We start from the raw sequence: 24,531 nt of genomic DNA, 5'->3' as shown, positions 1-24,531 counted from the left end.
ACCACGGGTTAGCTACTTAGTTTAAATCTGAATAAGAATCTTGGATACGCTTCAGCCGCTCCCTAAATTTTTTTACCGCTTTTACAGTTCCCTTAAGCTTGAGCATCGGTGAGAACTGAAGTAAAAAAGCCTCCAGTTCAGGACTCCATTCTAAATCCATCGTAAATCGCAAATAATTCTTTTCGGGGTCATCACTAAGAATATGGACGGTCGGATGGATAGGGGTGCGTTTTATATAATCGTACATCCACGCATCAGCGGTGTCCAGCATAAGTTTTAAAATTTCAGGCTGGTTTTCTGACGTACTTAAATTTTCACGGAACACCCCAAAACTATTTTGAAAGTAGGTTGCAGGGTTAAATTCCCCCAGATTGACGATTTTTGGTCTGAGCGAAATAGATTCTCTGCTAATATGTTGTATCCTGTTCAGTGCAAAGAGTTGGAGTTCGTCTTTTTTCAACCTAAGCCTTTTTATCTCCGGGTCAGGTAACGGACAGGCTAATAAATACCAAGCATTTTGCCACTCCTTGATTACTAACGGCAAGACTAAGTGTTTTTTTAATTGTTTTTTTCCAAATGCCCGATATTGAAGCGTTATAGCACATAAATCTTCAATTGAATGAATGATCTCGTCGAAAAAATCTTGTCCGTCACGCGCCCCTTCCTTTGTATAGATAACAGGATTCCAGAGTGCATCCTGCCCCTTAGTACTTTCTTCAAGTTTAGCTATGGCTTTTAATTTGTAGAACGCATTTTTAGCTTCATTGGTGACAAATAAATGGGTAAATCCGCTTAAGCTACGGCTTAATTCCTGTAGATTCCGAATGTCGCGCGAATCGATTTCAGTAAAGGCGCTGATGGATTCAGGGTAATAATAACCTCCACGGCTTCTACTATATTTCAAAAGCTGAGCCGATTCTAAGGAGGTATATTTAGATGCTAAAATCCTTTTGAGTTCTCGAATATCAGATTCAAGAGTCCGATCTGAAACAGTTCTTTCCGCACCTGACAATGCGCAAAAATTTTGGATCCCAGGATAGCGCTTCTGCCTAATAAGTTCGTCCCATTTTTTTAGGCGGGCTTCTTGTTTCATTGGTTAAAGATAAGGTTATGCAAAGTATTTAAATAAGTCAAATACTGCAAAAGTCTGATAGTATTCACTTATTCAACCACCGCTGTTGCTTTATTATTTCGACCATATTTTTTAATATCCATTAAGAAAAGTAAAAGTTCAAGAACCCGTAAAGGAGTAACAGGAATAGTCTTTTGTTGATATTCATTTAATTTTTTGCAAAATGGCTGATATATCTCATATTCAAATAGGGGTTCGGATGACAGCAATCTGCTTAAATTCAAATATCGGTTGAAATACTCTGTGTTATTCACTTGTGATTGGTACACATTATTACGGCCTGTCGCGAACCGACAAACACGGCTGTCCCATATTGCATATTGCTCCGGATTAATGAAATGCAATAGCTTTGATGTTCCGACTATTGAATTGTTGAACAACGACTTAAGAGCATTAAACTCCTTGATTCCAATAATTGCGCCCTGCTGTACCTGGTTAAGTATGTGAAGCGGATAGTCAAAATCATCATTTTTAAAACTGAAAATGGTTGGCATCCATCCGTAGGTGAAATTAATACCAATTATTAGGTCATCTTTCCTTATTTCTCCTTTTCTATCAGCAATAATTTTAAAATAATTCAGGAAGGCATGGTAGCTGACCATGTAGCTATCAATGGTGGAAACATCAAACTCGTTTTGATGAAAGTCATTTAAGAGGTTGACAATGGTCAAATTTGGAAAAAGACTATCGGTATTCATATTTCAAAAATACCCACTTAAACCGCAAAAAAAGACGGCTTTACAATCTTTTTATGATTAAGTCATAGAGCACTTAAAATCGCTTTAATTATGTCAGTATGCGGCTTAATTACCCGTTTTACACCTGAGCAGATTCATTCATAATCACATTGATGGGAGCTTCTATAAAATGGCCAGGAGATTCCGCCCCTTCCCATTTGTTGCCAGTGACCAGGTACAATTGATAATAAACCAGCCATTCAGCGACCCGGGGTACGGTATAGGCATAAACATAACGCTTGAATTTCTTACCGGGCTGAAGCAGCCGACCGTACCCTATTTATTATGCGCGGCAATCAGCCTGTCTGGTCATCTCCGGCGACAACAAGTTAAGAAAGCACTGTGAGAAAAAATGGCTGTGTGTACACGGCCTGATCTGGGTTTTAGCCTAAATCGTTGCGCTGGAACTGATTCCCGAAATTACGGCTTCAAAGAAAGCTCGAAAAGCTGATGTCCAATAATGACCGCCTCCCGGCACATGCAATCCTGAAACGTGTGAAGAAATGGGGCACCAAATAAACGTTAGGATAACCCAAGGCCGCAAAAACCCGGAAAAATAACACCGCTTGTTTTGAAGAAAATATAAGGTATGCGGGGCAGGGTTAGATTTTGTTCAAATCAAGCAGCCTTAACTGCCGGAACCGCCTCTTGCGAGGACAGGAGCATGTGGCGGTTCCGGCGCACCGGGTATGCGGTCAAGGCTCATAGACCCAAACGGGAATTTCTATATTACCTAACGCATCTTCTATCATTAGTTTTACTTTCAACCAATCCAGCCCCCCGTTTCCGCAGCCAAGCGCAGGAATGGCAACACTTGCTACGTGATGAGTTAATAGATAGTTTCTTAATACGACCAACCCAGCTGCTATATAATCGTATTCAGACGGCAATCGCCAATGTGTTTTGGTCGGCAAATTGAGGATCAATTTATCTCCGTATAATAAGTTGCGGTCTGTGACCGCCAAAATTTTACCGATGTTAACCTGCCCTGTACGGGAAGCTTCCCTGTATACTTCAAAATTATGCGGAAAAGCCTTTTTGAATTGCAGGGCAATCCCTTTACCCATCACCCCAACCGTATTCACGGTGTTGACGAGCGCGACCGCTGGACTTTCCAGCAGGATGCCTTTCACATAATTAATCATTCTTTTATCTCTTTATCCAGTAACAACAACTTTTGATAAAAATCTTCCCAATAGTCATATAAATGCAGGTGCATTTCTGTTGGTTCGTTAACCCTGTAATAGCGATAATCATCCGCCTGCATGATTGCCAGGTCCAAGTCCGTCACTTCGATTTCCCTGCCGTCCAAATCAATAATTTTCATCCAAGTATTTTTTTTAATGGTGATGAAGCTATCATGAGCCTAATATCGGTGGAAAAATTAGGCTCATGATGATTTCATAGCAGATAGTATTAAACTATTTTGAGCGGTGTGGTTTTAAACTTTTTAATGTTCAGGAATAAGCCCCGATGTTCTATCATGCCATCGCTTAGTAACTGCCATAGCAGTTCCGCACCGTAAACGGCTAAAGCTGTATTGATATATAAATCCTGTTTTCTGAGGGCTTCGGCCTGGGAGCAACTCGGCTCATCTTTGTCGTCCACTTCCTCTAACAAGTCCTTAAATTCATCGGTTACCTTTGGCAGGCTGGCTACTGGCCTGAAGCGTTCCGATTCGGGTTGTTTGATTTCATCGAGGGTAGATAATACCAATTGCCCTGTAAAACGGCTGTTGCCCAAGTCCATCCAGTAGAAAGGCTTGGCGCGGTCGTTACGGCTGTCCCTGCAAACCTTTCTCAATGCGCCAGCAATATCAAATCTTGCGCTTGCAGTATCCACGCAGCTAATATAAATATTTGCTTTGCCTGTATTGGGTAACAGGTGCAGGGTTTTTGTGCTGAAGCGTTCGGGTACGGCTTTCCAGTTCGTACCATTAAAGCGGTTGATACGGTTTATTAGGATAACCGATTTAAAATGCCCGATTTCTGTTTGGGCAAACATTTGCCTGCCCCTGTTCGCTTCGGTAATTATATCATCATCGAAGAGATTAACCTGCAGTCCGGGCTTTCCGAATGCCTGTAACGATATGTGCATCCTGACCAGTTCGGTTAGCATACGGTGTCCCGTACCGCCTGCGCCTATGAGGTTAACGGTTATAGGGTTGGTGGGGTCAAGCAAGGCGGTATCCGTAAAGTGTATGGCGGGTAAAGTTTTCATTTTATCAGGTCTTTAATTGTTGATTTAATCGGGTTCAATTTTTCTAAAGGAAACGGTTCATCGGTGTTTACCAGTTTTTGCCAAAGCTGTACGATGTTGCCCTTTACAGGGCTTGCACCACCAAGCGTATGGCTGAAAAAGCTGTTGAAAAAGTAAATCTGCCACAGGCGCATAAATTCTTCCAACCCGCAATCCTTTGGGATTTGGATGCTGACGTTACCGAGGCAAACCTTTCCGTCCCCGTAAATATTAAAGTACGGCGCCTGGCTCAACGTGGTAGTAAGGGTTAATGGTTCATCGTTTTTCAGCGCATAAACATACAAGGCATTACGTTGGGCTTTCCATACCATCGGCGGTACATAGGCTTCCCCATTGGGGATGGATAAGCCGTCTTTAAATAACAGCCTTACTTTTTGTGTCGGGGTATGCCACAGGGCGTAGGCATTGCGCCCCCGGTTGATGTACAATACGTTTTTTGGCATTAAGCCTGTCGGGTCTAAAAAGCTGGTCTGCAAATCCTCGGAAGTATCTAAGGCTTTGGCTAAGGAGATACTTTCCTGCATGGTTAAGGGATGGGCGTTAATCGGCCTACCGTCCCGATCCATATCAAATGCTTCCACGTAAATGTTTTTCTTTTCGCTGTTCCTGTAAATTAGCAGCGCTTTTAATGGTTCGTATAAATGCCCGAACTGTTGGGTTATATTCTCTCTCATGGTAACTCAAATAAAATATTGCAAAGGTCTGCTATCAATTCAAAAAGGCGGTATTCAAATTCAAGCGTTTCTGCTTCGGTCGTTGTGCCGTCAAATAGCTGTATTCGGGTCGGCAAAGCCATTTCAGCGAAATTTCCTAAGTAGTCATTTATGTAGCGTTCAACGTTTTCATAAACCCAGCCTTTTCCGTCCCCTATAAAGGAAATGTATGTTTCTGGCGTGGGAATTTCGTCTGTATCTTCGGGTTCTTCAAGATGCTGAAAAACGGAACTGTTCGGAAATTCAAGGTACAGGGCTAAAGCGTCTTTAGCGATTAATAAACATTCTTCGTCAAAGGCATTTTGAGGTTTAAAACGCTCAATGGTTTTAGCAAAATTGTCAAGATGGTAACGGTTATAGATTTTGCGTTGCATAATATCCCCGCATAGTTCATTCCTGATGATGTCGGATATATCTTCCTCGTATTCATCGGGCGATTCGTTCAGGCACTCCAAAAAATACTCCTTGTTTATTTCGTAATTATCATACATAAAATTGCCCTCGTCCCTGTAATACGGGATGCCCGCTTCCCTGTACAGGTAAGACATAACGGCAAGCAATAGCTTACCACTCGCTTTGTTTTCCTTATGCTTCAAAAAGCGGAAAAGCGGTATAACGGGGATATAGTAAAGCGTGTTACCGACCTCGTACACCTGTTTGGTAGTTAACGCAATCGTCCTTTCCGATTGGCTCCGGGTGATAAACAGTTCAGTATCGTAGGGTAACCTGTTCAGTTTTTTTTCAATGTCCCTATGGCTTAACAGGATATTATAGGGATAGGGCAAATGCGCTGTGTCTAAGGGCTGTAAACCGTGAATTTTGCAAAGGTCGGCAACCGATTTAAAATAAGCAGTTTCCGCAGTTTCCCTTTCAGGCAGTTTGGTTTCCTTTTGGCAAAGGGGCAAAAAGCTATGGTTTAAAAAACCATTGGTACATGAGGCAAGGGGGCTGATTTTGCCCTGTCCTTTAGTACCGCCTGCGTGTCGGGCAACTGGTTGAGGCTTTCTGCGAATTTTCCTAATTGATGGTATAGTTTGCATTGTCTTTTTGATTTAGGCAGGCTGATAAAGCCTGCCTTTGATGTGTCTTTCATGGTTATCCTTTTGTTCCTAAAGTGGTGACAAACTGGTATTCGGCTTTGTCGCTCTTAAACTCAGGCCCGACTATTTTGGCGGTGGTGAGTATGGCATAGAGGGTGCTGTAAAAATCGCATACCTCCTCGGGGCTAAGGTTTATATCGGGGTCGGTCAGGGTGATTTCCTGCCCGTTCTCCTTATGGATAAAAACCCGTGGTAATAAGTCGCTAAACATAATCTTGTCGTTTTAGAGGTTAGAATAATTTGATTTGGGCTAACTGTTCCTTTTTGCGGTTGAGTTCGGTTCGTAGGTTTTTGAGTTCCGTTTCCTTTTCGGGGTAATCCTCAGCGGTTGGTAAAAGTTCTATGGCTTCTTCGTATTTACAATCTGCCTGTAACTCGCCTATGGTTTTCAGGGTCGCATCGTATGCCTTTTTCTTTTCAGCTTTCGGGTCGGGCATTTCATAATCGGGGCTTTTTCCGCTCGTGGTGGCTGTTTGTTTGGTGGTGGATGCTTTGGATAAGTTTTTTGCCTTATCCAATCCCTTACGGTAATCTTCCATGTTATGAAAAACCCCGGCTGTTTCCTGTACGGGTTTGGTGATGGTGTCAAAAAAGCAATTATCCATTTCCTCAGCTGTCCCGCTGATAATAAAGGGCGGTACGACTTTGGCAGCTTGTGTGCCGTTGTTATGGATGTTAAACAAGCCTGTTATTTTGACGTTGCCGTTTTCGTCTGTGCTAATCCCTATTCTCCAAATGCCGGGAACGTTAAGGTTTGCTATATTTTGAAAAAAGTTAGTGGTCATGATTTTTAAGATTAATGTGTTTTTCTTTTTGTTAATTGCTCCAGATGGTTCGCAGACCTGCCATCTGCGGTAAAGAGGTATTCCATGTTTAGAATGCTTTCCTTTATGGCGGTGTCACTGCATAGAAAATCGTATTGATTTTCAAGGGTTTTGTATAGGTAGTGATTAAGAGTTTCGGCAATTTTACGTAGCCATTCTTCGAGTTTATCCAGTTCCTCAAAAACGTTATCGTGTTCCCTGCCATCCTCATTAACCACGTAGATACCCAAGTCTACGACTACGCCGTATTGCTGTGACCTGCTGATAATCTGCGGTTCATTGGGTAATATATCCTTTGCCAATAGCGGTAATACCTTGCGGTCAATGTCGGGGGCGGTAAATGTAAATTCCTGTAGGGGAGCATAATCTTTCCAGGACTGGTTTTCTATGGCGGTTATCAGTTTAAGTATATCCACTTTAGCCGAAAACCCGCTACCGTCCCCCTGTGAATAAAAGCCCCTGAATTTGATTTTATCTTTGATAACGGCAATGCCTATACGGGAACACAGTTCAATAAAATCCTCAAATTCATCATCCCACCAATCAAAGTTTACATTCAAATCGCGATGGGTGGTTAGTGCTTTACTTTTGGCTTCCTTGTCCAGTTCGTTAAAGCTGTATAGTTTCAATGTTATTTGTTTCATGGCTTCGGATTTTAGTTGTCTTTAAGAATGATTAAAGAATTGCCCCGCATGGTATAAATGAATGCGCCGTTGGATAGCAGGCTTCTTTGTCGTAACTCTACGCCCTCGTCATCCCATTTAAAGTCGGGCAGGCTGTTTGCCCTTTGAATGAGCGCCTTGTTGGAATAGCCTTTGAACATATCCTTTACGATTTGATTTTGGATTTTTTCAAGGTATGCGATATACCTGCGGGTAAGGTTTTCCCCTTTGCGAAAGACACCTATTTTAAAAAAATACAGTTCATCGTAAAATGCTACCGTTTCCTTTTGCAGGTCGATTTCATAGCGGTAGTCGGCATTTATCCGTTGGTCGTTCATGGTGCAATGTTCTTTGAGCAAAGCCAGTTCATGTTCAGCATTGGAAAATGATAAAAGCGGGATGATTAAGTTTTCAACGATATAACCCTGTTCGGGTGCGCTGCTGCTGTCGGCAACGCAGGTTATTGCATCGCCGTTGCTGAGTGTGATATAAAGATTTGAACGTGTCATGTTTCCTAAGTTTTAATAAGGGGGATTGCTCCCCCATTTTGGTTAGTTAAGGATTAATGCGTTTGCGCCAATGGCTGAAAAATTACGGCAGAGGTCGAAGGCGGTCTGTGCCCTTTGTTTGGCTGTACCCTCGATGATGGATTTGAATTTGGCTTCATCGTCCTTGTAATTGCGTACATTTTGAAAGTAGCCAGTTACGGCATTGTATGCGCCAAATACAGTTCCTGCGGTGGTTTCCATTTGTTGGCTCGGACTGCTTAAAGCGTACTCGTACACTTTATCTACCATGTTGGTATAGGTAGTTGACAGTTCATCGTCTTTGCCAGCTTCAAGGTTTTTTAGTACTTCGCTGTTAGGAGCCATTGCAATTTGTATCAGCTTTTTGATCTCTTTGTCGGTAATGCGTACCTGTGACCATTGGTTAAATATGCCTTGTAGTTCTGCGCCAAGATTGGAGCTGATACCTATTAGGGTATGGGCTTGTTTAAGGCGGTCGTTTGCCGAGGCGGTATGGCGTATTTTAATGGCATTGCTATGATTGCGCATAGCTGCATTTAGCGTGTTGCGACAAACCACACGCACGGGGGTAAATGCTGCGGTGATACTGCCGAAACCATCGTGCGAAGTGGTGAGCATTAAATATTGTTCGATAAAATCGTCTTTGCCTACACGGATGTAGCCGGGCAGTTTGGCGGTAATAAAAATGCGCTCGCCTTTGCCTAAAGCCCCTGCGGTTTCGTATAGGATACCATCCCCGCCACCTACGATAGCATCGAAAAATTCAAATGCGTTGATGTTCTGTACGATTTCGTAGTCTTTGCCGACTACCCCTAACACCTGTTCGGTATCGGTGCGGATGGTAGCGAAGTAGTTAGGCACTTCGATTTCGGGTATCAATAAATCCGTTTCAGGGTCGCCTGTATGGTTCTCGCTGTCATAGGTAAATAAAGGGCGTTTTTCTACGGTGTAGTCAAGCCCTGCGAATTTTATCGCCTCTGCGCTTGTTGGGTATTGCTCTACTATTTTGCCTAACCCGTGCCATGCTTTTTCTTTTACGCTGAAAAAACTGTATGATTGAGTTGCGTTGTTGAAATTTAAGTCGTGTGCCATGTTATTAAAATTTGATGGTTAAAAATTTGGATGGTTGGAATTAAAATGGGAGGTCGTCTTCATCGGGCTGGTTGCCTGCGCCTGCTGTTACCTTTTTTTTGGTTTTGGTATCTGTTGCCTTTTCGCTTTTAGCGGTCAGGGAAAAAAGCTTTATAGTATCGCAAGTACAATTCAGCCTTGCTTTGATACCATCGCTTTTGCTTTGGTAGCCCTGCGCTTCCATCCATCCAGAAATTTCCACTACCGCGCCTTTGGTGAGGTATTCGGCAATACCTGAATTGCGCCAGTAAGCGCAGTCAACGAATGCGGTTTTTTCCTTTTTTTCTCCCGCTTTGTTTTTCCATTTTTGGTTAATGGCTACGGTAAAATTGATTACCTGTTTGTCCCCTTTTACCGCTTTAACTTCTGCTTTTGCGGTTAGTCTTCCTGTGAATAACATAATTTTTAAAATTTTTAATGAATAATTATTTGTTTGCTTTTCCTTTCGCCGCCTTGCCCTGATTGATTATTTTTAAAAGAAAAAGGGAAAAAAGAAAGCAAATCTTAAAGCCCGGCAGCCGGGCAAAAGGAATCGGAATAAGTCCCGAAGGGTGAAAAGCGAGGATACGAGCTTTTCATTATGCCGAAGTCTTTTGCGAACCCAACGACATTTCCGGGCTTGATTTTAGCTGCGCTTTTTACCCGTTTCGACTAAAAATATTCATTGATTAAATAATAAAATGCCATTGGAGCCAAAGGCGATAAGGACCTCTGTCAGTTAAGAAAACTCACCTTTGCCGGAAGAAATAAATGAGATTTTATTCACGCGGATATTTGTAAATTGAACCAATTAATATGGCAGGCTGGCGGTTGGGGAATGTTCCATTTTTACGAAAACACGGTTATTAGATTTAGGATTATGGAACGTACTCAAACAATCGGCAGCGGTATTACTGAAGTAATCAATATGAACGACGACAAGGATTTAAGGGCCTGGGCTGATAAGTTTGATGTCACCAAAGCTAAATTGAAAGCGGCTGTTAATGCGGTGGGCAACTCCCCAAAGGATGTGGAATCCTATCTCAAAAAGAATAGCAGGAAGTAACCCGCAACATTTATCGCACTTTATATTCAAACTTATAATTCATAAAATACGGTGATGTGGCAAATGCAGCTTGACCCGGCGAATGAAATGGAGCGTGGTCAACAAATGCTGTCCATGTTGCCGTTTTTTTATATTTAACCCGTTGCAAAAGCTCTTGCGCAAAGCAAAAGTGCTTTTGCATTAATTGCAACAGGGATAGCAGCGGCATCCTGCGAAGCAGATACAGCGAATAGCCCGGCCCGAAGGGGGTGCCATAGTTGTTTTGGGAAAGTGAAGTTGACAGGGAGCAAACAATACTTGCAATACTTATATTTACATAACAAAGGATAATTACCTTAAATAAAAAGAGATGGGATTATTTTCATTTTTTCAGAAGCTATTCAAGTTTAAACCCGGTTGGAACGGAACACCGGAAATGTTCCTGGCGATGGTGATGGAAATGCAGTCGCAAAACAATAAGGAGTTTTCTGTTCGGGAAGTACTGCAATGGGGAGAAGTAATGCAAAAGGTAATCAATGTAAGCCTTGCGCCTTATAAAGATTTTGCTGACCTGGTACAAAATGGCGAACCTGACTTTACTCTGGTTGAAAAATTGAAGGGTAAAATGGAAGAAGTTAATCACCGGAGGGATTTAAAGAAAGCAATCTACGGGGAGCAGGTTGCCTTAGGCGATGATGACGTAATGAAAAGTGGATCACCCGGTGCTGTTTTCGCCAGGAATATGGTGAAAGATTTGTCGAAACACGTTAGGTTTTCTGACGAGGAGCAAAAAACTATAGAAAAACTTTAGTCGAATCTTCTTGTAAACGCCGATTCGAAAGCTGCGAACTTTTAATCCTAAATGGTATATTTTTCTTAGGATTAACATTAAGAATCTCTAATCGAATATTGCGACTGCGTCAATTTGTAATGACCAAGTTCATGACTGATTGTGAAACCGGACCTGCTATTAAAATCCTTTATTGTAACGGCTCATTATCGGATATTATCGGCTCATATCGGATCATTTTGTTTTAGTTATTTTGTACCTTTGATTCATGAGTAACGTAAGCGTCCATACTTTAAACCTTGATTTAAATTGGGAATTAATCACCCTATTAAGCGAAATTGACCGGTTCGATGCAGCCTGGACTGCCATAGAGCGTAGGGAGGGCCAAAGTTTAAAAGAATTAAAGTCTATCGCAACGGTAAGAAGTGTGGGTGCATCAACAAGGATCGAAGGCTCTAAACTAAGCGATGCTGAGGTTGACGTGCTTTTAAAAAATATCGATATATCAAAACTACAGGAAAGAGACCAGCAGGAAGTAGTGGGTTATTTTGAAGTGCTGGATTTAATCGGTGAACATTATAGCGACATTCAGATTTCAGAAAATGGATTGAAAAACCTGCACAATCAATTGATGCGGTATAGTGAAAAAGATCAATGGCATAAAGGGGATTACAAGCAAGCCAGCAATGCGGTTCAAGCCAACATGCCGGATGGAACAACGCAAATCATTTTCCAAACTGCGGAACCCGGCTTTGCCACAGAGGAAGCAATGCGTGCATTAGTGGAATGGCATGATAAAGATAATACTGCGCATCCATTAATTAAATGCGCTTTATTCAGCTACGAGTTTGTAACGATACATCCCTTCCAGGATGGCAACGGGCGTTTAAGCCGGTTATTGGCAACATTGTTATTGCGTAAATATGGCTACGAGTGGATTCAATATGTAAGTTTAGAACACGAGATCGAAAGCCAAAAAACAGAATATTACCGTGTACTTAGAAGCTGCCAGGCACAACGGCCCGGCGAAGATATAACGCCTTGGGTACTATTTTTCCTGAATTCCTTAAAAAACATACAGACTTCCTTGTTGACCAAATTAAGCACTCATGGGGTGGGAAAAAGCATTACCAAAAGAGACGCAGCCGTATTGGTTATTATTGAAAGTAATCCCGGCATTAAATCGAGCGAGATCGCTAAGAAACTGGATATTTCCAGCCCAACCATGAAACGAATATTGGCTGAGTTAGTTGAAAAGAAATTGATTGAAAAACAGGGTGCAGGGCCTGGAACTAATTATAACATTTTATAAACTATTAGCTCATTATCGGGTATTATCGGCTCATACCGGCTCATTTGACTATGATATGTATACAATAAGAGCATCATTTTCCGATGCATACAATAAGATTCTTGAAGACATAAAGCTTCAAATTTTAAAAGAGCCTGATTCCACCATTATCGGAACGACTACAGAAGAATTAGCGGATTACTACTATTCAAATAAACACTACGATCCCGTAAAAATAGATCTGGAAAGAACTGAAACACTTGAACAAAAAAATGAGGTAAGGATTATACGGGCTGACCAGCGCGAAGACTCTTACCGGGATGAAGGTGACCTGCCTTACGAATATGAATCGATCCATGTTACCATTCCTATAGTGCATAATGCCCATCTTTCTGCTTTGTTAAATATGCGGCCATCAACGTTTTCATTGGGTGGAAGTACAAAAGCAGTAAATTGGAAACGAAATACCGCTGAGTTTACTATCGACATAAAAGGATATGCCTTTAACCGGGACGACACTTGGGTTATTAACGAGGTGCAAAGGTTAAAGCAATATGTTTACAATCACATCCATATCATTGAAACTGAAGTTACAACTGAAAATGCGATGTTATTGCAGAAAATCAAGGCGTTAATAGAGGGCCGAAAAACCAAGTTAACGGCCGATAAAGAAAAATATAATTCGCTGTTTAAACAAATAGGCATCCCGATAAAAAAGAAAGACGACGACGTTGTTAAACGTATTCAATTGGATACGCAACCCCTCGTGCAGAAAGTAAAACCGAACCCCACCCAGCCCGAAAATTATAGCATAAAAAGAGAGGATGTACTGGCCATTATACACATCCTCGACAACCAGGGAAGCCAGTTTGAGAAAACGCCCGCATCGTTTGAGAATAGCGGTGAAAATGATTTTCGTAATATCTTACTGGTCGGACTGAACACCGTCTTTCAAGGTAAAGCAACAGGTGAGACGTTTAACGCCAAAGGCAAATCTGATATTTATCTAAATATTGCCAAAGGGAATATCCTGGTGTGCGAATGCAAAATATGGGGCGGGCAGAAATTATACGGAGAAACTATTGATCAGTTATTAGGCTACCTAACCTGGCGGGAGAACTACGGCATCATGATTACTTTTGTAAAAAACAAAAGCCTGACTAACGTATTAACAGAAGCGGATACTGCCATCAATGCACATCCATCTTATCGTAAAGGCTTTCAAAAAATTTCTGCCAGTCATTTCCTGTCCCATCATGTTTTGCCATCAGATGAGTTTAAGTTTGTGGAATTACACCACCTATTTTATAATATATAAAAATAGCCATAGCATGGCGCTATAGCTATTTAAGAATTGTTAATAATTCAATTACCTGGATTTGTTAACGGTTTGCACGTAGGTCGTTTTAGGACTACTTTTGACCTGTTGATTAGAAACAAATTTACCGGTAACGGCACTTTTATTTACTTTCACTGTTATTTTGCTCATCTTATATACCTCCTTTCCGTATTTTTAATTACTTTATGATAAAAAGCTAAAGAATGATTTCAGCCTTTTCAACTTCCATCCGGATTTAACAACAGGCTGTGTTACAATCACCTCCACTGGTTTTATTGCTGTATCATCGGCGTAAAAATTGCCCTTGCGTTTTTTGTCCCGTTTTCTACCATCATTGATTTGCTGTTCACTCCAGCGCCCTGCAAATCTGATCTGATTTTTTACTATCCAGTAATGTGATTTGCAGTCGAAATTCCAATTTCCGATAGAGGGCTTTAATGATATGCTATCGCCATAAAAGCGCAATTCCCAATCCGTAGGAGAAAAAGGCGTGATCACTTTATTACCGCAGCCGCACACACATTGGTGTACGGCCAGTCGGTATTTCATGGAGATATAAATAACACCTTCCTCCGGTTGTTCAGGCATATACTGCACAAACTCATGCCTTAGTTTCTTCATTGATGATCTCTCCTACATTTAAAGAATAAGTTGAATGGTATTCATGGCGCAAATCCTGGTAAAACCCAACCATTTTCTTCCACTTGATCACTGCTGAAATGGCATTAAATGCGTTTAATTCTGCAATTTGCACATTGGTCGTGTAATCGTTATCGTCCGTATCTTCGGTTGAGATTCTGTTGGCTAAATGTTCATTTTTTTCAGGTGTTCCTACAGTCGTCCTTGTCATACCTGTCAATTTATCACCGATCACCCTTACACCCATGCCCACATCAATAAACGGAATATTCATCGCCAGCAGGATTTGAATGATCGCATTTCTCACACTATTTTTGTCAACGCAAATGAATACAAACGACAAGCCTATGAGCAGGTGTTTATTCTCCTCCGTAATGTAAACGGCGTGCGGCTTAATTCCCTTGTGCATTTTTGAATATAAAGCTTCGAAATAATCGACTTTTTTCATTCTGGCCTGCAAATCATCTGCCGATGCCGCGCCCGGCATTCGAAAAGCATTATGCACCTTTAGGTCATCGCCATCAAACGGATGTATCTCTGCCACACAGGTCTTCGCCATAAAATCCAGAATGTACGAACCGGTGCCACCGAGGCCTATAATCCCGATCTTTTGTGTTTTAAACTTAGCGTTTAACTGCATGATGTTTGCCCGGCTTGAGTTGGTATCATAATACTGAAAGACACTATTCTCCTCATCATCGCTCATCGGTTTGTAAGTACGCGCTGTAGCTATCGGCTCAATGGCCCTGGCCGCTACGGAGATTAACGAGATGTAACGCGAGAACTTATCATAAAAGTTAGCGTAATTGCCACTTTTGGGCTTGCTTGACAGGTAAAAGTTCCCGATGATTTTTTCTGTCAAGGGTTTATTCTGTATCGCAAGATTAATTATTTCGGACATCGATTCACCCGTTAGATGGCAAGGCTGTTCACCTACAAAAAAAGCCGTGTGGTCTTTCGGCTTATCTGCAAGAGTTGGTGTAATTAAGGTAATATCCGTGATCAGTTTACCATATTTCACTTCCTTCTTGCTATTTACATAAGGTATGTGGTGGATACATACGTATCCACCAATTATTTCAATTTCATACCCCTCATCCCTGAGTTGCTTCAAATCAGGGTTAAGACTTATCAGTTGCTGTTGCATTGAATATCATTTCATTAATTACAAAAACAATCTGACTCTTAGCTAATTCCCCTTTAGGGTTTTGCGGTGGCCCATCAAAGTACGTAATAGTATAGGCCTTTTCCCCGGTGGAGGGGTCATCCTGCTTAGCCAAAATCACCACCTGGTCATAAGAGATGGTTTTCTCTTTCCATTTTTTAGGTTGCCCATTAACAATCAGCGTAACCTCGAACGGTTGCGCTTTTGATATAAAACTCTCTTTGCCCGGCAGCGCCAAATCGACCTCCCTATCGTCAGTGATGAGTTCATTATGATAAGGCGGCGGAACTTGCAAAAATATCTCATCCGCCGCTGCAATTTTACCCAAGACGCGAATTTGCTTGCCGGAAATATATTGTTCGTACCAGGTAAAGGGTTCGCTATTGATGGTAAATTTAAGCTTGTCTTTGACAAAGAATTGCTCTATATCCTTACGGGCAAGATCAACTTCTTTTTCATTACCGATCAATTCAGGCTCATAACCCGCTTGCACTGCTAAGTACAAATTAACTGCCAGTGGGATACTGGCCAGCTCTTTTAACTGAGCCCCTGTCAGGTACTGATGGAAGGTTTCAAACTGTTTACCCTCTATAAAAAATTGCAAAGCTTGCGCTAATTTTGGGGTAAGCGCTCCCCCTTTATTTTCATTTGACATGATAATATTATTAAAATTTAAAAAGTGAATAAGGCCCTACATATCATTTTTGTAGCGCAGGCTGGTATTACCAGGAAATGAAAATTGCTTTTTTACTTTTTTTTAATTTTAAATTCAACCATACACGCTCAAATAGGCATTTTTATGCCTTATTCGGTTGAAAACACTCAGAGGATTTGCAGAATTGCGAAAAAGAAGGTAAGTTTGAAGTGCAAGAACATTCTTACCTAAGTCAAGAGCCTGTAAAGCTTTGGTCTTAATCGAATTAACAAAGTCATGGTAATTTCTGCCGTGGCTTTTTTTTATATAATTTGCTTTACTAAGTCTACATCTATCGTTTCTCCCATCATACTGATTTCGTTTACTAAAATTTCAATAAGCCATCCTTTATTAATAGCCCTGATTTTAAAATCGTGTGCTGCCGTCTCCCTGAGCAGATCATCCTGGCTTAACAGCTTGTAGCCAGTTTGCTGCGCTAATACAAGTGCAGTTACTGTTTTAACAATAAACTGCGGTTTGTAAAAATGATGAAGCCGGTCTACTTCGCCCATCTGGCTTTCATCCAGGGTCACAACTTTAAGCAAGCCGGCGTCAACCATCTTTTGCGCCGTCAACCTATCGTTATTGATTGCTAATATCTTATGCTTATAACAGATGTCCGTAATGTGAAATGCTAATTCATCACTGTTAAAATATTTAAGTAGCCCTGACCTGTAAAAAGTTGCGGCCAGTTGAATCTCTGTTATAACGATATTGTTCATCTTAAAACTCTACTTGTTGTTTATAAATTTGCCTAAATTCAGCTTCATCCCAGCCTGAAAGTTTAGCGGCCTTATCAAATCCTATTTTCTTTTCACTTAGGCAACGGTAAAGCATTTGCAGGAATTTCTGAGGTTCTTCCGTACCATTATACTGCCCATATGCAGCGTCAGGATAATCCGCGGTAAGCCATTTTTGATAGGATTCGTAAGTAATTAATTTTGTTACCCTGGCTCTGACCATTATCGCTTTAATAGAAATACCATAGATTTCCTTTATCCGTCGTAATTCCGGCATGGAGATAGCCGTCCTATTTTTGCCAAACTCCTGTTCCAATATTTCAGCAGGTAATAATACAGCACCAGCAAAAGCATCGCAAATACGTTCAATATCATCCATATCCAGGCTCTCTTGAATTTCTAACAGTAAATGCCCGAGTTCATGCAGGATCGTAAATCTAACCCTTGCCAAATCTTGCTGCCTGGCATTAAGAATAATAACAGGCACTCTTTTTTCTTCTGCCCACCCGGACAAGCCCTCATGGCTGTAGTGGAAACCAAAATCAATTTTTAAGATCCTGATTCCTTTTTTCTCCAGAAAGCCGGAAATATTATAGATCGGTTCCTCTCCAAGTTTCCATTTTTTCCGTAGCTGCTTCGCGGCTTTTTCCGCTTCAAACGTATTGTTGATAATGATGTCTTCCAGCGGATTTTGAAACGCAACCAGTTCTTTGGCGATACGTTCCAATTCCAGATAATCATTCAATCGGGCGCTGGCAAGTTCTTCAACTTTACTTCTTTGAGCAGGGCTTAACAGCATACCCTCCCTGTAATTAACATTGTGCAGGTTAAATGCTACGTTCGCATCATTGTAAAAATAGTCAATGTCTTTTTCTAAGGCATCGGCTATGGATAATTGCATACTGCTGTCGGGCCTCCTCAATCCACTTTCGTAGTGACTGATCGCCTGCTTAGAGCAATTTGCCATAGATGCCAGTTCTTCCATTGATAGACCTCTTAGCAGTCTTGCGCGCGTGAGGTTGGTGGCAAATGTTTGTTCCATTGGTTTTCTTTCTGTTTCGGTGTAGACAAATATACAAAAACTGTTTTTTGTAAACAACTATTTTCATAAATTTATTTTCCTTACTCGGATAAGTAGTTTACGCTAAAATGAAAAAGACTTAACACTAACAGATAAAATATTATAAAAGGAACCGAAAACTAAATAAATTAGCCTTCTTTTAAAACCTCTATAAAGTAATCAATTGTAATATAAGGAAATAGCAATTTGAAAACATTTTCATCTATACGTGAATTACTATTGGTGCTAAGCCGGGAACAAAAGCTCATCACGGAAATATTTGAGAAGCGCAAAGTCTTGTCCTATAAATATGACGATGCCTTAGAAGTCTTGGATTACAATGAGGATAAACTTCGGCTATTGCTTGAATTCGCGGTGCTTAGGGAAAATGGGGCCTATTTGGAGCTTGACGATCAGTTCCTTCAATTTTTTGAACAGATATTAGAAGTAAATGAAGAAATAAATGTTTCCTACATCTCGGAGAATCTCCAAACCATAAAGCAAAATATCATTTATTACCTGAAGGAAAATAGTGAAAGCCGGAAGTATAATTATCTGAGACAGGTTAAAAGTGCCTTAAGAAAAACGGGGATTATTGCCATAAGAAATGTCGTTGACCTTAAACGTAACATCGATAATACGTTTAAGAATGAACCAAATTATAAAATAAAGAAGGCCAAGCTGGAGCACCTTGACCTCAAGCGAAATGACATTACAACCCTCGTCTCACTAACGGATAATCTGGTAGCTGGTGATGAGGAGCAGACTTTTTTCAAAACCGCTTCAGATGAAGAATTGCAAAGGATCATTAACGCGTTGCGGGGGCAGCTTAATTTTTGCCGCCATAATTTAATTGATATACAAAAGCAAATTATAGAGTTTTTGAACCGCTTAAAATATCAAAGCGGGCTATTGGAAAAAATCAGGCAATTAAAATATTTAAAAGACCAATTCGAATTAAAAAGCAAGACGAACATCGTCAAACTTTTGTTGACAGACCATGCACTGGTTTATGAGCCTAATCCAGCCTACCCCCTGAAGCTTTCTTTAGATCAGTTGCAAAGCGATGATGAAGCACTCGATGCCATAAAAAAAGTTGTGAGCAGAAACAAGACCGGCAACCGTTCTGTCATTCAGCTTTCTGATAATAATTTATCAGACTATTTGCAACTTGATATTGAAGAGGTGGAACAAATAAATCTTGAGGCGGTTAAAAATAGTTTCCTTGCCGGAAGTAACAACCTGTTCGATTTTCTACAGACCTACGATTTTGGCAAACCGGTATCCTTTGAGGAATGCCTTACCATTTATTGCCAGCTTATTTCGCAATATGACCTGCAGTTCAGGTTGACCGGGGACTATCAAACCCGGCAGAACACAGAATATTTATTGATTTATCCGTTATAACATGCAGGAAATACCCAAACAGTCAGCAGAGGTTTTTGAAATACTGAATAAGGGCCAATTTATTTGTTCCAACAGCAGTAGAGAATCCGTGCGCAAACTTTACTCGGCAATCAGCCAGGATTATGATTCTTATTGTGATTATTTCATGGGTATTAACCTGATCCTGGAAGAAGGTGATGAATACTACTACTTTGCGCGGTCCGAAAGCCGCGCGGAAATGGAACGTAAACTGGAAATTGCCATGAAATGGATTGATATTGTTGATTTTCTAAAAACGTTTGAAAATAGTTTCGGGTCAGGATTTCGATTCAAGCCTTCTGACTTGTTGGTAAGGTTAAGCGTTGACGCAGATTTGAAAAATAAGTTAGAAGGTCTAAAAAAGTACACGCCTGGAAAGGAAAAGCATTCAGAAATTATCGACAAGGTGTTAGATATTTTGGAGAAGGATAACTTTATCGAATTAGAAAATATCATCGTACATGAATATAAAACCCTGGCTTCATTTACGTACCTGGAAAAGTTGATACTGAACATAGACATACCTGAAGATATACAGCATGAGATACCTGAATAAGATCGTTTTTATAAACAGTGCGGGTATCTCTTATGCCGATATAAGCATAGATGGCAACGTTCATTTTATTGGAACCCAGGGGGTGGGCAAAAGCACTACACTTCGGGCGATACTATTTTTCTATAATGCCGATAAACTTAAATTGGGAATTGAAAAAGGCAAGCGTACGTTCGACGAGTATTACTTCCCCTACGGAAACTCTTTCATCGTTTATGAAGTCGCAAGAGAATCCGGCCCCTTTTGTGTCCTGGCATTTAAGTCCCAGGGCCGCGTTGCTTTTCGTTTTATAGAGGGTCCATACAAGAAAGAAAATTATATCAATCCCGAGAACAAAGCAATGTCCTGGGAGCAAATCAGGGGGACTTTTTCCGGGACAAATATCTACACACGGAAAATTGAACGGTATGAAGAATACCGGGACATTCTATATGGCAATAACAAAGGCCTTAATGCGGAATTTCGTAAGTATGCTTTGATTGAAAGCAGGCAGTATCAAAACCTGCCCAGAACTATCCAGAATGTATTTTTGAATTCAAAGCTGGAAGCAGAATTTATTAAACAGACAATCATCATGTCCCTGAATGAAGAGGACGTAAAAATTGACCTGGACCAATATGAACTTCACCTTAAAGACTTTGAAGTCCAACTGGATGATATAAGCAAATGGAGCAATAAGAATCGCTCTGGCGAAGTCGTAGTTCGGCTGATCGCAGATGCTATCTCCAAATCGTACACGGAAATTTGCTTTTTGGAAAAAGAAAAGTCAATTGTTGCAACACAACTGATCACCAACCACGCGTTCTTCGAAAAGGCATTGCCAGGAATAATGAAGCAACTTGAAAACGAAAATGAAAAGTTAAGCGCAGCCAATAAAAAGGTGTCAGAAGCAGATCAGCGGTTTGAAGACAAAAAGGAAAAAATCGTAAAAGAAATTACCCTACTGACTGGAAAATTGAATGAGGCAAAGCAAAAATCCGAAGGATACGAACGTATAAATATCCATCAACTAATAGAACGGGTCAATAAGCGATCAGAATGGGAAAGCAGGAAAGAGAAATTACAAAAAGAGCAGGCGCTGCTAACCGCCCGTTTTACAGAGATAACGGCCAAGTTTGATGCCTTAATTGGTCAAAATAAAAATCATTTGAACGACTTTACTAATTTAAAAAATGCTGAAAAAAATAACAGCAGGGAAGTTTTTTATAAAAGTAAAGAAGTGATTGGTCTCCAGTGTGACGAATTGATCGCGGAGATTGAAAAGGAAAACACAGACACGAAAGCAAACGCGCAGGAGCTTATTTCAATCAAGACATCAAATCTCCATAAGTTGGAAATCAGGAAACGTGAAGTTGAATTAGAACGCTGGTATGAAAGGGAAATAGAAGAGTGTAAAAATAGTATAAGCGAAGCTAACCGGGTGATACACGCTGCTGGTATCGAAATAGCAGGATCTAAAAAACAATTAGAATCGATACAAAAGCAATGGGATTTTGATCTTGCAAAGTTTGACAACGAATATAATCATACCTGCGCACGACTTGAGGAAGCGATTTTAAGTGCTAAAAAAAGCATTGAGCAAATAAACACACTGATTAATAACCGAAAAAATTCGCTTTTTGATTGGCTCAATGAAAATAAGCCTGGGTGGGAAAAAACTATAGGAAAGGTGATTAACCAGGAACAGGTGTTATTCCATACTGGTTTATCTCCGCAAAATACAACGGGCGGATCGACTAATTTCTATGGTCTCGAAATTGACCTGAAAGAAATAAGCACCTCTGTTAAAACAATCGCTGATTATGAAAAGGAAGTACGGAAGTATGAGGACCAGATAAAGAAATCGGAAGCAACGGTTAGAACTTTAGGAGAAGATAGGGTAAAGGAACAGGATAGGTGTAAAAAGAAATACCAGCCTCAAATAAAATCGTTAAAGGACTTAATTGCACTTAAAGAATATGATTCGCAGAAGGCCATTTCCGCAAAGGATCAAAAGACAGTGCAGCTTGATGATAATCACCGTAAAGCCATAGAAGAAAAAAATGCGGCAATAAGATCGATAAAACTGGAAATTGAGGTTGCAAAAGAAGAGAAGCAAGCGGCCGATGAGCAGCTAAGGGTTCTAACAAATCAGGTTAGGAACCAGGTGGAAGTAAAAAAGAAAGAGCGGGATAACAAAATTTCCAAAGAGAATACCAGCTTGCAAGAGACTTTGAATAAGCTATCTGAAGACATTAAATCCGAAGATATACAGGTGCAATCCCGCATTAATGACCTTCATCTGCAGGCCAGTAAAGCCCTGGAACATGCCGGCGCAGACACCATGCGGCTCAACGCAATTGACACAGAATTTGTCGCGATAGTTGAGGAGCTGCAGTTTATCGAAAATAACAGGCAAACGGTTTCTGAATATGGCAAGGATAAACGTGAGTTGTTTGACCTGATTGACAAATTTAAGTCAGATAAAAAGATTTATGAGAACCAGTTGGCCACAGAAAGGCAACGTCACGAAATCGCTAAAGGCAAGCTTCAGGAGTTGGTGATCAAATTGAACCATATCATCGCAGAACTGGATGCTTCTCAAAGAAAAATTGAAGAAGATATCCTTGCATTTGACCATTTCAGCCAAACGGAAGTTTTTTCAAAACTTGATCCTGCTGCTCTTATTGTATCTGAATCCGTTAGAACCACAAGGCGGCTTAAGGATTTGATCGATGAAATTAATGACAAGAGCTTTTCAGTAAGGGACAAACTTGACGACTTGCGCACATCCATACAAAAATTTTTGAGCCATTTTTCGTTGGCAAATATCTTTGGGTTTAAAACCAATCTTATTGAGACCAACGACTTTTTCCTTTTTGCCGAAAATTTAAAGGAGTTTCTGGAGGAAGACAAAATATCGGAATTTGAAAAACGGACTAATGAACGTTTTGCCAGTTTAATCTTCCAGATTGGCAAAGAAACCACGGATCTTGTTTCAAAGGAGGCAACGATACAAAAAGTTATTTCGGACATCAATAAGGATTTTGAGGAGCGCAATTTTGCCGGAGTCATTAAAAGCATTAATCTGCGTTTATCGCCAAGTGCAAATAAAATTGTGATGCTCTTGAGCGAAATCAGAAAGTTCAATGATGAACACGCGCTGTCTTTAGGTAAGTCAAACCTTTTCAGCGGAAACGAAACAGAACAAATCAATAAAAAAGCAGTAGGGTACCTCAAGAACTTCGCAAGTGAGATTGCCTCATCCAAACTAAAGGAGATCAATTTGTCCGATACGTTTGAATTGCAATTTAAAGTCGTAGAAAATGACAATGATAGCGGGTGGGTTGAAAAGCTGACAAACGTTGGATCTGAGGGGACAGATATATTGGTCAAGGCAATGATCAACATTATGCTTTTAAATGTTTTCAAAGAAAGTGCATCAAAAAGATTTAAAGATTTTCGCCTGCATTGCATGATGGATGAAATTGGTAAACTTCATCCGAACAATGTGAAGGGCATATTGAAATTCGCCAATGACCGAAATATTTTGTTAATTAACAGTTCGCCAACATCGTATAATGCTGTCGATTACAGGCATACCTATTTATTGGCTAAAAACAATAAAAATGTGACTACTGTGAAAAAGCTAATCACTAACAATTAAAACATGGTTTTAAGCAAATCATTAGCCAATATATTTTTACAATTGTCTAAAGGTGAAAAAATACCTGCAAGCAAATTAAAAGGCTCGCTGGTAGCTGAATTATTGATGGAAGGTATCCTTGCTGACATAAGGTCTGGCCGTACAAGAAGTCTGCTTTATGTTCCGAAGGTCGAATCGCTGAACGCATTTTTATCAAATCGTTTTTCAATAACAAACCTGGAGCATTATGTCAACACATTAAGCCAGGACATTATCACAAGGGCAGATTTAATTCAGGCTGCTACTAATTCAAAAGCAAAAAAAGTAAGGACTTTTACAGGGTTTCTTGTAAATTGTTATGAACCTGTCGGAGCAACACTGAACGGAGAGAACATCAAAATTAATCCCCCTGCCGGAACATTTCAATTTATACATGATACCAAGCATTTTGTGCCACATCCCGGCTTAACCATAGTGGGTGTTGAAAATTCTGAAAATTTTAGCCAAATAGCTAAGCAAAGGCATTTATTTGAAAATATCCGTCCATTATTTGTTTGCCGGTATCCCCTAAATCAAAGTAAAGACCTGATAAAATGGCTGCAAGCTATTGAAAACCCTTATTTGCACTACGGTGATTTTGACTTTGCTGGAATTGGTATTTATCTAAATGAATATAAGCGTCATTTGGGATCACGATCAACATTCTTCGTACCTGATCATATTGAATTGTCGATCAAGACATGGGGAAACCGAAAATTATACGACGGTCAGAAGATCAATTTTGACCTGAAGCTCGTTACGGAGCCAAAAATTCATGAATTGATTAGTTTTATACATCAATATAAAAAAGGCTTAGAGCAGGAAATACTGATAAAATAATGCCCTTCAAACCGAATTGGTTATCATTTATCTTTATAAACGGCCTTCTTTTTTAGGTTTTCCAGCTTACGCGAGATACCGACTTTAGGATTAAGGACGACCGCCTTTTCCCAAAATTCAATCGCTTTATCAAGATGATTATTAGCCTCGTAATACTCACTAATCTTACAGTAGATATTTTCAATACCAAAAATTTAAGAGGTGTCCTTGTCATTGACCGCC

General features: G+C 40.4%; 27 protein-coding genes. 8 read left to right on the top strand and 19 right to left on the bottom strand.

From position 1 onward, the window contains the following. Positions 1 to 16 precede the first annotated feature (16 nt). The 14 genes from QZX97_RS05445 to ssb all read right to left on the bottom strand — a co-directional run bounded on the left by QZX97_RS05445 (position 17) and on the right by ssb (position 9,485). A complete protein-coding gene (locus QZX97_RS05445) occupies positions 17 to 1,093 on the bottom strand; it encodes a WYL domain-containing protein (protein ID WP_295664416.1) in 1,077 nt (358 codons plus the stop codon). A 68-nt stretch (positions 1,094 to 1,161) separates the two neighbouring features. Next, positions 1,162 to 1,830 carry a hypothetical protein gene (locus tag QZX97_RS05440; protein WP_295664414.1) on the bottom strand — a complete coding sequence of 223 codons (669 nt, stop codon included), beginning with the start codon at positions 1,828 to 1,830 and terminating at the stop codon, positions 1,162 to 1,164. Between the two features lie 734 nt (positions 1,831 to 2,564). Beyond that, positions 2,565 to 3,002 (bottom strand): macro domain-containing protein, encoded by a 438-nt coding sequence (locus QZX97_RS05435; RefSeq protein ID WP_295664412.1) that lies wholly within the window; start codon positions 3,000 to 3,002, stop codon positions 2,565 to 2,567. 8 nt (positions 3,003 to 3,010) lie between these two features. Continuing rightward, positions 3,011 to 3,196 carry a 3-isopropylmalate dehydratase gene (locus QZX97_RS05430; protein ID WP_295664409.1) on the bottom strand — a complete coding sequence of 62 codons (186 nt, stop codon included), beginning with the start codon at positions 3,194 to 3,196 and terminating at the stop codon, positions 3,011 to 3,013. Between the two features lie 89 nt (positions 3,197 to 3,285). Next, positions 3,286 to 4,089 carry a PRTRC system ThiF family protein gene (locus tag QZX97_RS05425; RefSeq protein WP_295664407.1) on the bottom strand — a complete coding sequence of 268 codons (804 nt, stop codon included), beginning with the start codon at positions 4,087 to 4,089 and terminating at the stop codon, positions 3,286 to 3,288. Continuing rightward, positions 4,086 to 4,802 carry a PRTRC system protein B gene (locus QZX97_RS05420; RefSeq protein WP_295664405.1) on the bottom strand — a complete coding sequence of 239 codons (717 nt, stop codon included), beginning with the start codon at positions 4,800 to 4,802 and terminating at the stop codon, positions 4,086 to 4,088. The genes QZX97_RS05425 and QZX97_RS05420 overlap by 4 nt, the downstream gene beginning before the upstream one ends. Continuing rightward, the gene (locus tag QZX97_RS05415; protein WP_295664403.1) at positions 4,799 to 5,746 is read right to left on the bottom strand and encodes a hypothetical protein; all 948 of its coding nucleotides are present in this window, start codon (positions 5,744 to 5,746) and stop codon (positions 4,799 to 4,801) included. The genes QZX97_RS05420 and QZX97_RS05415 overlap by 4 nt, the downstream gene beginning before the upstream one ends. Positions 5,747 to 5,757: 11 nt before the next feature. Continuing rightward, the gene (locus tag QZX97_RS05410; RefSeq protein WP_295664401.1) at positions 5,758 to 5,934 is read right to left on the bottom strand and encodes a hypothetical protein; all 177 of its coding nucleotides are present in this window, start codon (positions 5,932 to 5,934) and stop codon (positions 5,758 to 5,760) included. Positions 5,935 to 5,936: 2 nt separating this feature from the next. Further along, positions 5,937 to 6,152 carry a PRTRC system protein C gene (locus QZX97_RS05405; protein WP_295664399.1) on the bottom strand — a complete coding sequence of 72 codons (216 nt, stop codon included), beginning with the start codon at positions 6,150 to 6,152 and terminating at the stop codon, positions 5,937 to 5,939. A 19-nt stretch (positions 6,153 to 6,171) separates the two neighbouring features. After that, positions 6,172 to 6,726 carry a PRTRC system protein E gene (locus tag QZX97_RS05400; RefSeq protein ID WP_200066568.1) on the bottom strand — a complete coding sequence of 185 codons (555 nt, stop codon included), beginning with the start codon at positions 6,724 to 6,726 and terminating at the stop codon, positions 6,172 to 6,174. A gap of 11 nt (positions 6,727 to 6,737) precedes the next feature. Beyond that, the gene (locus QZX97_RS05395; RefSeq protein ID WP_295664396.1) at positions 6,738 to 7,409 is read right to left on the bottom strand and encodes a hypothetical protein; all 672 of its coding nucleotides are present in this window, start codon (positions 7,407 to 7,409) and stop codon (positions 6,738 to 6,740) included. Positions 7,410 to 7,420: 11 nt separating this feature from the next. After that, positions 7,421 to 7,936, bottom strand: a complete 516-nt coding sequence (locus QZX97_RS05390) for a hypothetical protein (RefSeq protein ID WP_295664394.1) — start codon at positions 7,934 to 7,936, stop codon at positions 7,421 to 7,423. Positions 7,937 to 7,978: 42 nt separating this feature from the next. Then, positions 7,979 to 9,046: a DUF932 domain-containing protein gene (locus QZX97_RS05385; protein WP_295664392.1), complete on the bottom strand. Its 1,068-nt coding sequence runs from the start codon at positions 9,044 to 9,046 to the stop codon at positions 7,979 to 7,981. Positions 9,047 to 9,086: 40 nt separating this feature from the next. Next, a complete protein-coding gene (gene ssb / locus QZX97_RS05380) occupies positions 9,087 to 9,485 on the bottom strand; it encodes a single-stranded DNA-binding protein (RefSeq protein WP_295664390.1) in 399 nt (132 codons plus the stop codon). A gap of 459 nt (positions 9,486 to 9,944) precedes the next feature. On the opposite strand from ssb, the gene QZX97_RS05375 reads away from it, so the two are divergent. The 4 genes from QZX97_RS05375 (at position 9,945) to QZX97_RS05360 (ending at position 13,508) form a co-directional block, all read left to right on the top strand. Beyond that, positions 9,945 to 10,130 (top strand): DUF3606 domain-containing protein, encoded by a 186-nt coding sequence (locus QZX97_RS05375; RefSeq protein WP_295664387.1) that lies wholly within the window; start codon positions 9,945 to 9,947, stop codon positions 10,128 to 10,130. A 349-nt stretch (positions 10,131 to 10,479) separates the two neighbouring features. After that, the gene (locus tag QZX97_RS05370; protein WP_295664385.1) at positions 10,480 to 10,920 is read left to right on the top strand and encodes a hypothetical protein; all 441 of its coding nucleotides are present in this window, start codon (positions 10,480 to 10,482) and stop codon (positions 10,918 to 10,920) included. Positions 10,921 to 11,167: 247 nt separating this feature from the next. Next, positions 11,168 to 12,211, top strand: a complete 1,044-nt coding sequence (locus QZX97_RS05365; protein WP_295664383.1) for a Fic family protein — start codon at positions 11,168 to 11,170, stop codon at positions 12,209 to 12,211. A gap of 55 nt (positions 12,212 to 12,266) precedes the next feature. Further along, positions 12,267 to 13,508 carry a hypothetical protein gene (locus QZX97_RS05360; protein ID WP_295664381.1) on the top strand — a complete coding sequence of 414 codons (1,242 nt, stop codon included), beginning with the start codon at positions 12,267 to 12,269 and terminating at the stop codon, positions 13,506 to 13,508. Positions 13,509 to 13,712: 204 nt separating this feature from the next. Here the strand turns inward: QZX97_RS05360 and QZX97_RS05355 are convergent, their stop codons facing one another. The 5 genes from QZX97_RS05355 to QZX97_RS05335 all read right to left on the bottom strand — a co-directional run bounded on the left by QZX97_RS05355 (position 13,713) and on the right by QZX97_RS05335 (position 17,809). After that, a complete protein-coding gene (locus QZX97_RS05355) occupies positions 13,713 to 14,150 on the bottom strand; it encodes a DUF6527 family protein (protein WP_295664379.1) in 438 nt (145 codons plus the stop codon). Next, entirely contained in the window at positions 14,131 to 15,315 is a 1,185-nt protein-coding gene (locus QZX97_RS05350) for a ThiF family adenylyltransferase (protein ID WP_295664377.1), read from the bottom strand. Before QZX97_RS05350 ends, QZX97_RS05355 begins: the two co-directional genes overlap by 20 nt. After that, the gene (locus QZX97_RS05345) at positions 15,290 to 15,988 is read right to left on the bottom strand and encodes a multiubiquitin domain-containing protein (RefSeq protein ID WP_295664375.1); all 699 of its coding nucleotides are present in this window, start codon (positions 15,986 to 15,988) and stop codon (positions 15,290 to 15,292) included. The genes QZX97_RS05350 and QZX97_RS05345 overlap by 26 nt, the downstream gene beginning before the upstream one ends. Positions 15,989 to 16,290: 302 nt before the next feature. Then, positions 16,291 to 16,749, bottom strand: a complete 459-nt coding sequence (locus QZX97_RS05340) for a hypothetical protein (RefSeq protein ID WP_295664372.1) — start codon at positions 16,747 to 16,749, stop codon at positions 16,291 to 16,293. Between the two features lies 1 nt (position 16,750). Continuing rightward, on the bottom strand, positions 16,751 to 17,809 hold the full coding sequence (locus QZX97_RS05335) for an ImmA/IrrE family metallo-endopeptidase (protein WP_200066555.1): 1,059 nt from the start codon (positions 17,807 to 17,809) through the stop codon (positions 16,751 to 16,753). Positions 17,810 to 18,034: 225 nt separating this feature from the next. Here QZX97_RS05335 and QZX97_RS05330 point away from each other — a divergent pair, with 225 nt between their 5' ends. From QZX97_RS05330 to QZX97_RS05315, 4 genes are all read left to right on the top strand, one after another. Then, a complete protein-coding gene (locus QZX97_RS05330) occupies positions 18,035 to 19,234 on the top strand; it encodes a hypothetical protein (RefSeq protein ID WP_295664368.1) in 1,200 nt (399 codons plus the stop codon). Between the two features lie 145 nt (positions 19,235 to 19,379). Continuing rightward, positions 19,380 to 19,808 carry a hypothetical protein gene (locus QZX97_RS05325; protein WP_295664366.1) on the top strand — a complete coding sequence of 143 codons (429 nt, stop codon included), beginning with the start codon at positions 19,380 to 19,382 and terminating at the stop codon, positions 19,806 to 19,808. Beyond that, a complete protein-coding gene (locus tag QZX97_RS05320) occupies positions 19,792 to 23,451 on the top strand; it encodes an ATP-binding protein (protein ID WP_295664364.1) in 3,660 nt (1,219 codons plus the stop codon). Before QZX97_RS05325 ends, QZX97_RS05320 begins: the two co-directional genes overlap by 17 nt. Positions 23,452 to 23,454: 3 nt before the next feature. Then, positions 23,455 to 24,309, top strand: coding sequence for a hypothetical protein (locus QZX97_RS05315; RefSeq protein ID WP_295664362.1), 855 nt, complete (start codon positions 23,455 to 23,457; stop codon positions 24,307 to 24,309). The last annotated feature ends 222 nt before the right edge of the window (positions 24,310 to 24,531 follow it).

The organism is uncultured Mucilaginibacter sp., from assembly GCF_903893715.1.
GTDB lineage: Bacteria > Bacteroidota > Bacteroidia > Sphingobacteriales > Sphingobacteriaceae > Mucilaginibacter.
The sequence above is the reverse complement of the archived record's forward strand: the minus strand, read 5'-3'. Positions and strand labels throughout refer to the sequence as shown.

What these genes read in the sequence shown, in the direction of transcription:
- QZX97_RS05375 (WP_295664387.1), top strand. Translation starts at nt 9,945, where the DNA reads ATGGAACGTACTCAAACAATCGGCAGCGGTATTACTGAAGTAATCAAT.
- ssb (WP_295664390.1), bottom strand. Translation starts at nt 9,485, where the DNA reads ATGTTATTCACAGGAAGACTAACCGCAAAAGCAGAAGTTAAAGCGGTA.
- QZX97_RS05400 (WP_200066568.1), bottom strand. Translation starts at nt 6,726, where the DNA reads ATGACCACTAACTTTTTTCAAAATATAGCAAACCTTAACGTTCCCGGC.
- QZX97_RS05395 (WP_295664396.1), bottom strand. Translation starts at nt 7,409, where the DNA reads ATGAAACAAATAACATTGAAACTATACAGCTTTAACGAACTGGACAAG.
- QZX97_RS05425 (WP_295664407.1), bottom strand. Translation starts at nt 4,089, where the DNA reads ATGAAAACTTTACCCGCCATACACTTTACGGATACCGCCTTGCTTGAC.
- QZX97_RS05420 (WP_295664405.1), bottom strand. Translation starts at nt 4,802, where the DNA reads ATGAGAGAGAATATAACCCAACAGTTCGGGCATTTATACGAACCATTA.
- QZX97_RS05390 (WP_295664394.1), bottom strand. Translation starts at nt 7,936, where the DNA reads ATGACACGTTCAAATCTTTATATCACACTCAGCAACGGCGATGCAATA.
- QZX97_RS05370 (WP_295664385.1), top strand. Translation starts at nt 10,480, where the DNA reads ATGGGATTATTTTCATTTTTTCAGAAGCTATTCAAGTTTAAACCCGGT.
- QZX97_RS05325 (WP_295664366.1), top strand. Translation starts at nt 19,380, where the DNA reads ATGGGTATTAACCTGATCCTGGAAGAAGGTGATGAATACTACTACTTT.
- QZX97_RS05445 (WP_295664416.1), bottom strand. Translation starts at nt 1,093, where the DNA reads ATGAAACAAGAAGCCCGCCTAAAAAAATGGGACGAACTTATTAGGCAG.
- QZX97_RS05345 (WP_295664375.1), bottom strand. Translation starts at nt 15,988, where the DNA reads ATGTCAAATGAAAATAAAGGGGGAGCGCTTACCCCAAAATTAGCGCAA.
- QZX97_RS05320 (WP_295664364.1), top strand. Translation starts at nt 19,792, where the DNA reads ATGAGATACCTGAATAAGATCGTTTTTATAAACAGTGCGGGTATCTCT.
- QZX97_RS05335 (WP_200066555.1), bottom strand. Translation starts at nt 17,809, where the DNA reads ATGGAACAAACATTTGCCACCAACCTCACGCGCGCAAGACTGCTAAGA.
- QZX97_RS05360 (WP_295664381.1), top strand. Translation starts at nt 12,267, where the DNA reads ATGTATACAATAAGAGCATCATTTTCCGATGCATACAATAAGATTCTT.
- QZX97_RS05410 (WP_295664401.1), bottom strand. Translation starts at nt 5,934, where the DNA reads ATGAAAGACACATCAAAGGCAGGCTTTATCAGCCTGCCTAAATCAAAA.
- QZX97_RS05365 (WP_295664383.1), top strand. Translation starts at nt 11,168, where the DNA reads ATGAGTAACGTAAGCGTCCATACTTTAAACCTTGATTTAAATTGGGAA.
- QZX97_RS05315 (WP_295664362.1), top strand. Translation starts at nt 23,455, where the DNA reads ATGGTTTTAAGCAAATCATTAGCCAATATATTTTTACAATTGTCTAAA.
- QZX97_RS05350 (WP_295664377.1), bottom strand. Translation starts at nt 15,315, where the DNA reads ATGCAACAGCAACTGATAAGTCTTAACCCTGATTTGAAGCAACTCAGG.
- QZX97_RS05340 (WP_295664372.1), bottom strand. Translation starts at nt 16,749, where the DNA reads ATGAACAATATCGTTATAACAGAGATTCAACTGGCCGCAACTTTTTAC.
- QZX97_RS05440 (WP_295664414.1), bottom strand. Translation starts at nt 1,830, where the DNA reads ATGAATACCGATAGTCTTTTTCCAAATTTGACCATTGTCAACCTCTTA.
- QZX97_RS05355 (WP_295664379.1), bottom strand. Translation starts at nt 14,150, where the DNA reads ATGAAGAAACTAAGGCATGAGTTTGTGCAGTATATGCCTGAACAACCG.
- QZX97_RS05430 (WP_295664409.1), bottom strand. Translation starts at nt 3,196, where the DNA reads ATGAAAATTATTGATTTGGACGGCAGGGAAATCGAAGTGACGGACTTG.
- QZX97_RS05385 (WP_295664392.1), bottom strand. Translation starts at nt 9,046, where the DNA reads ATGGCACACGACTTAAATTTCAACAACGCAACTCAATCATACAGTTTT.
- QZX97_RS05405 (WP_295664399.1), bottom strand. Translation starts at nt 6,152, where the DNA reads ATGTTTAGCGACTTATTACCACGGGTTTTTATCCATAAGGAGAACGGG.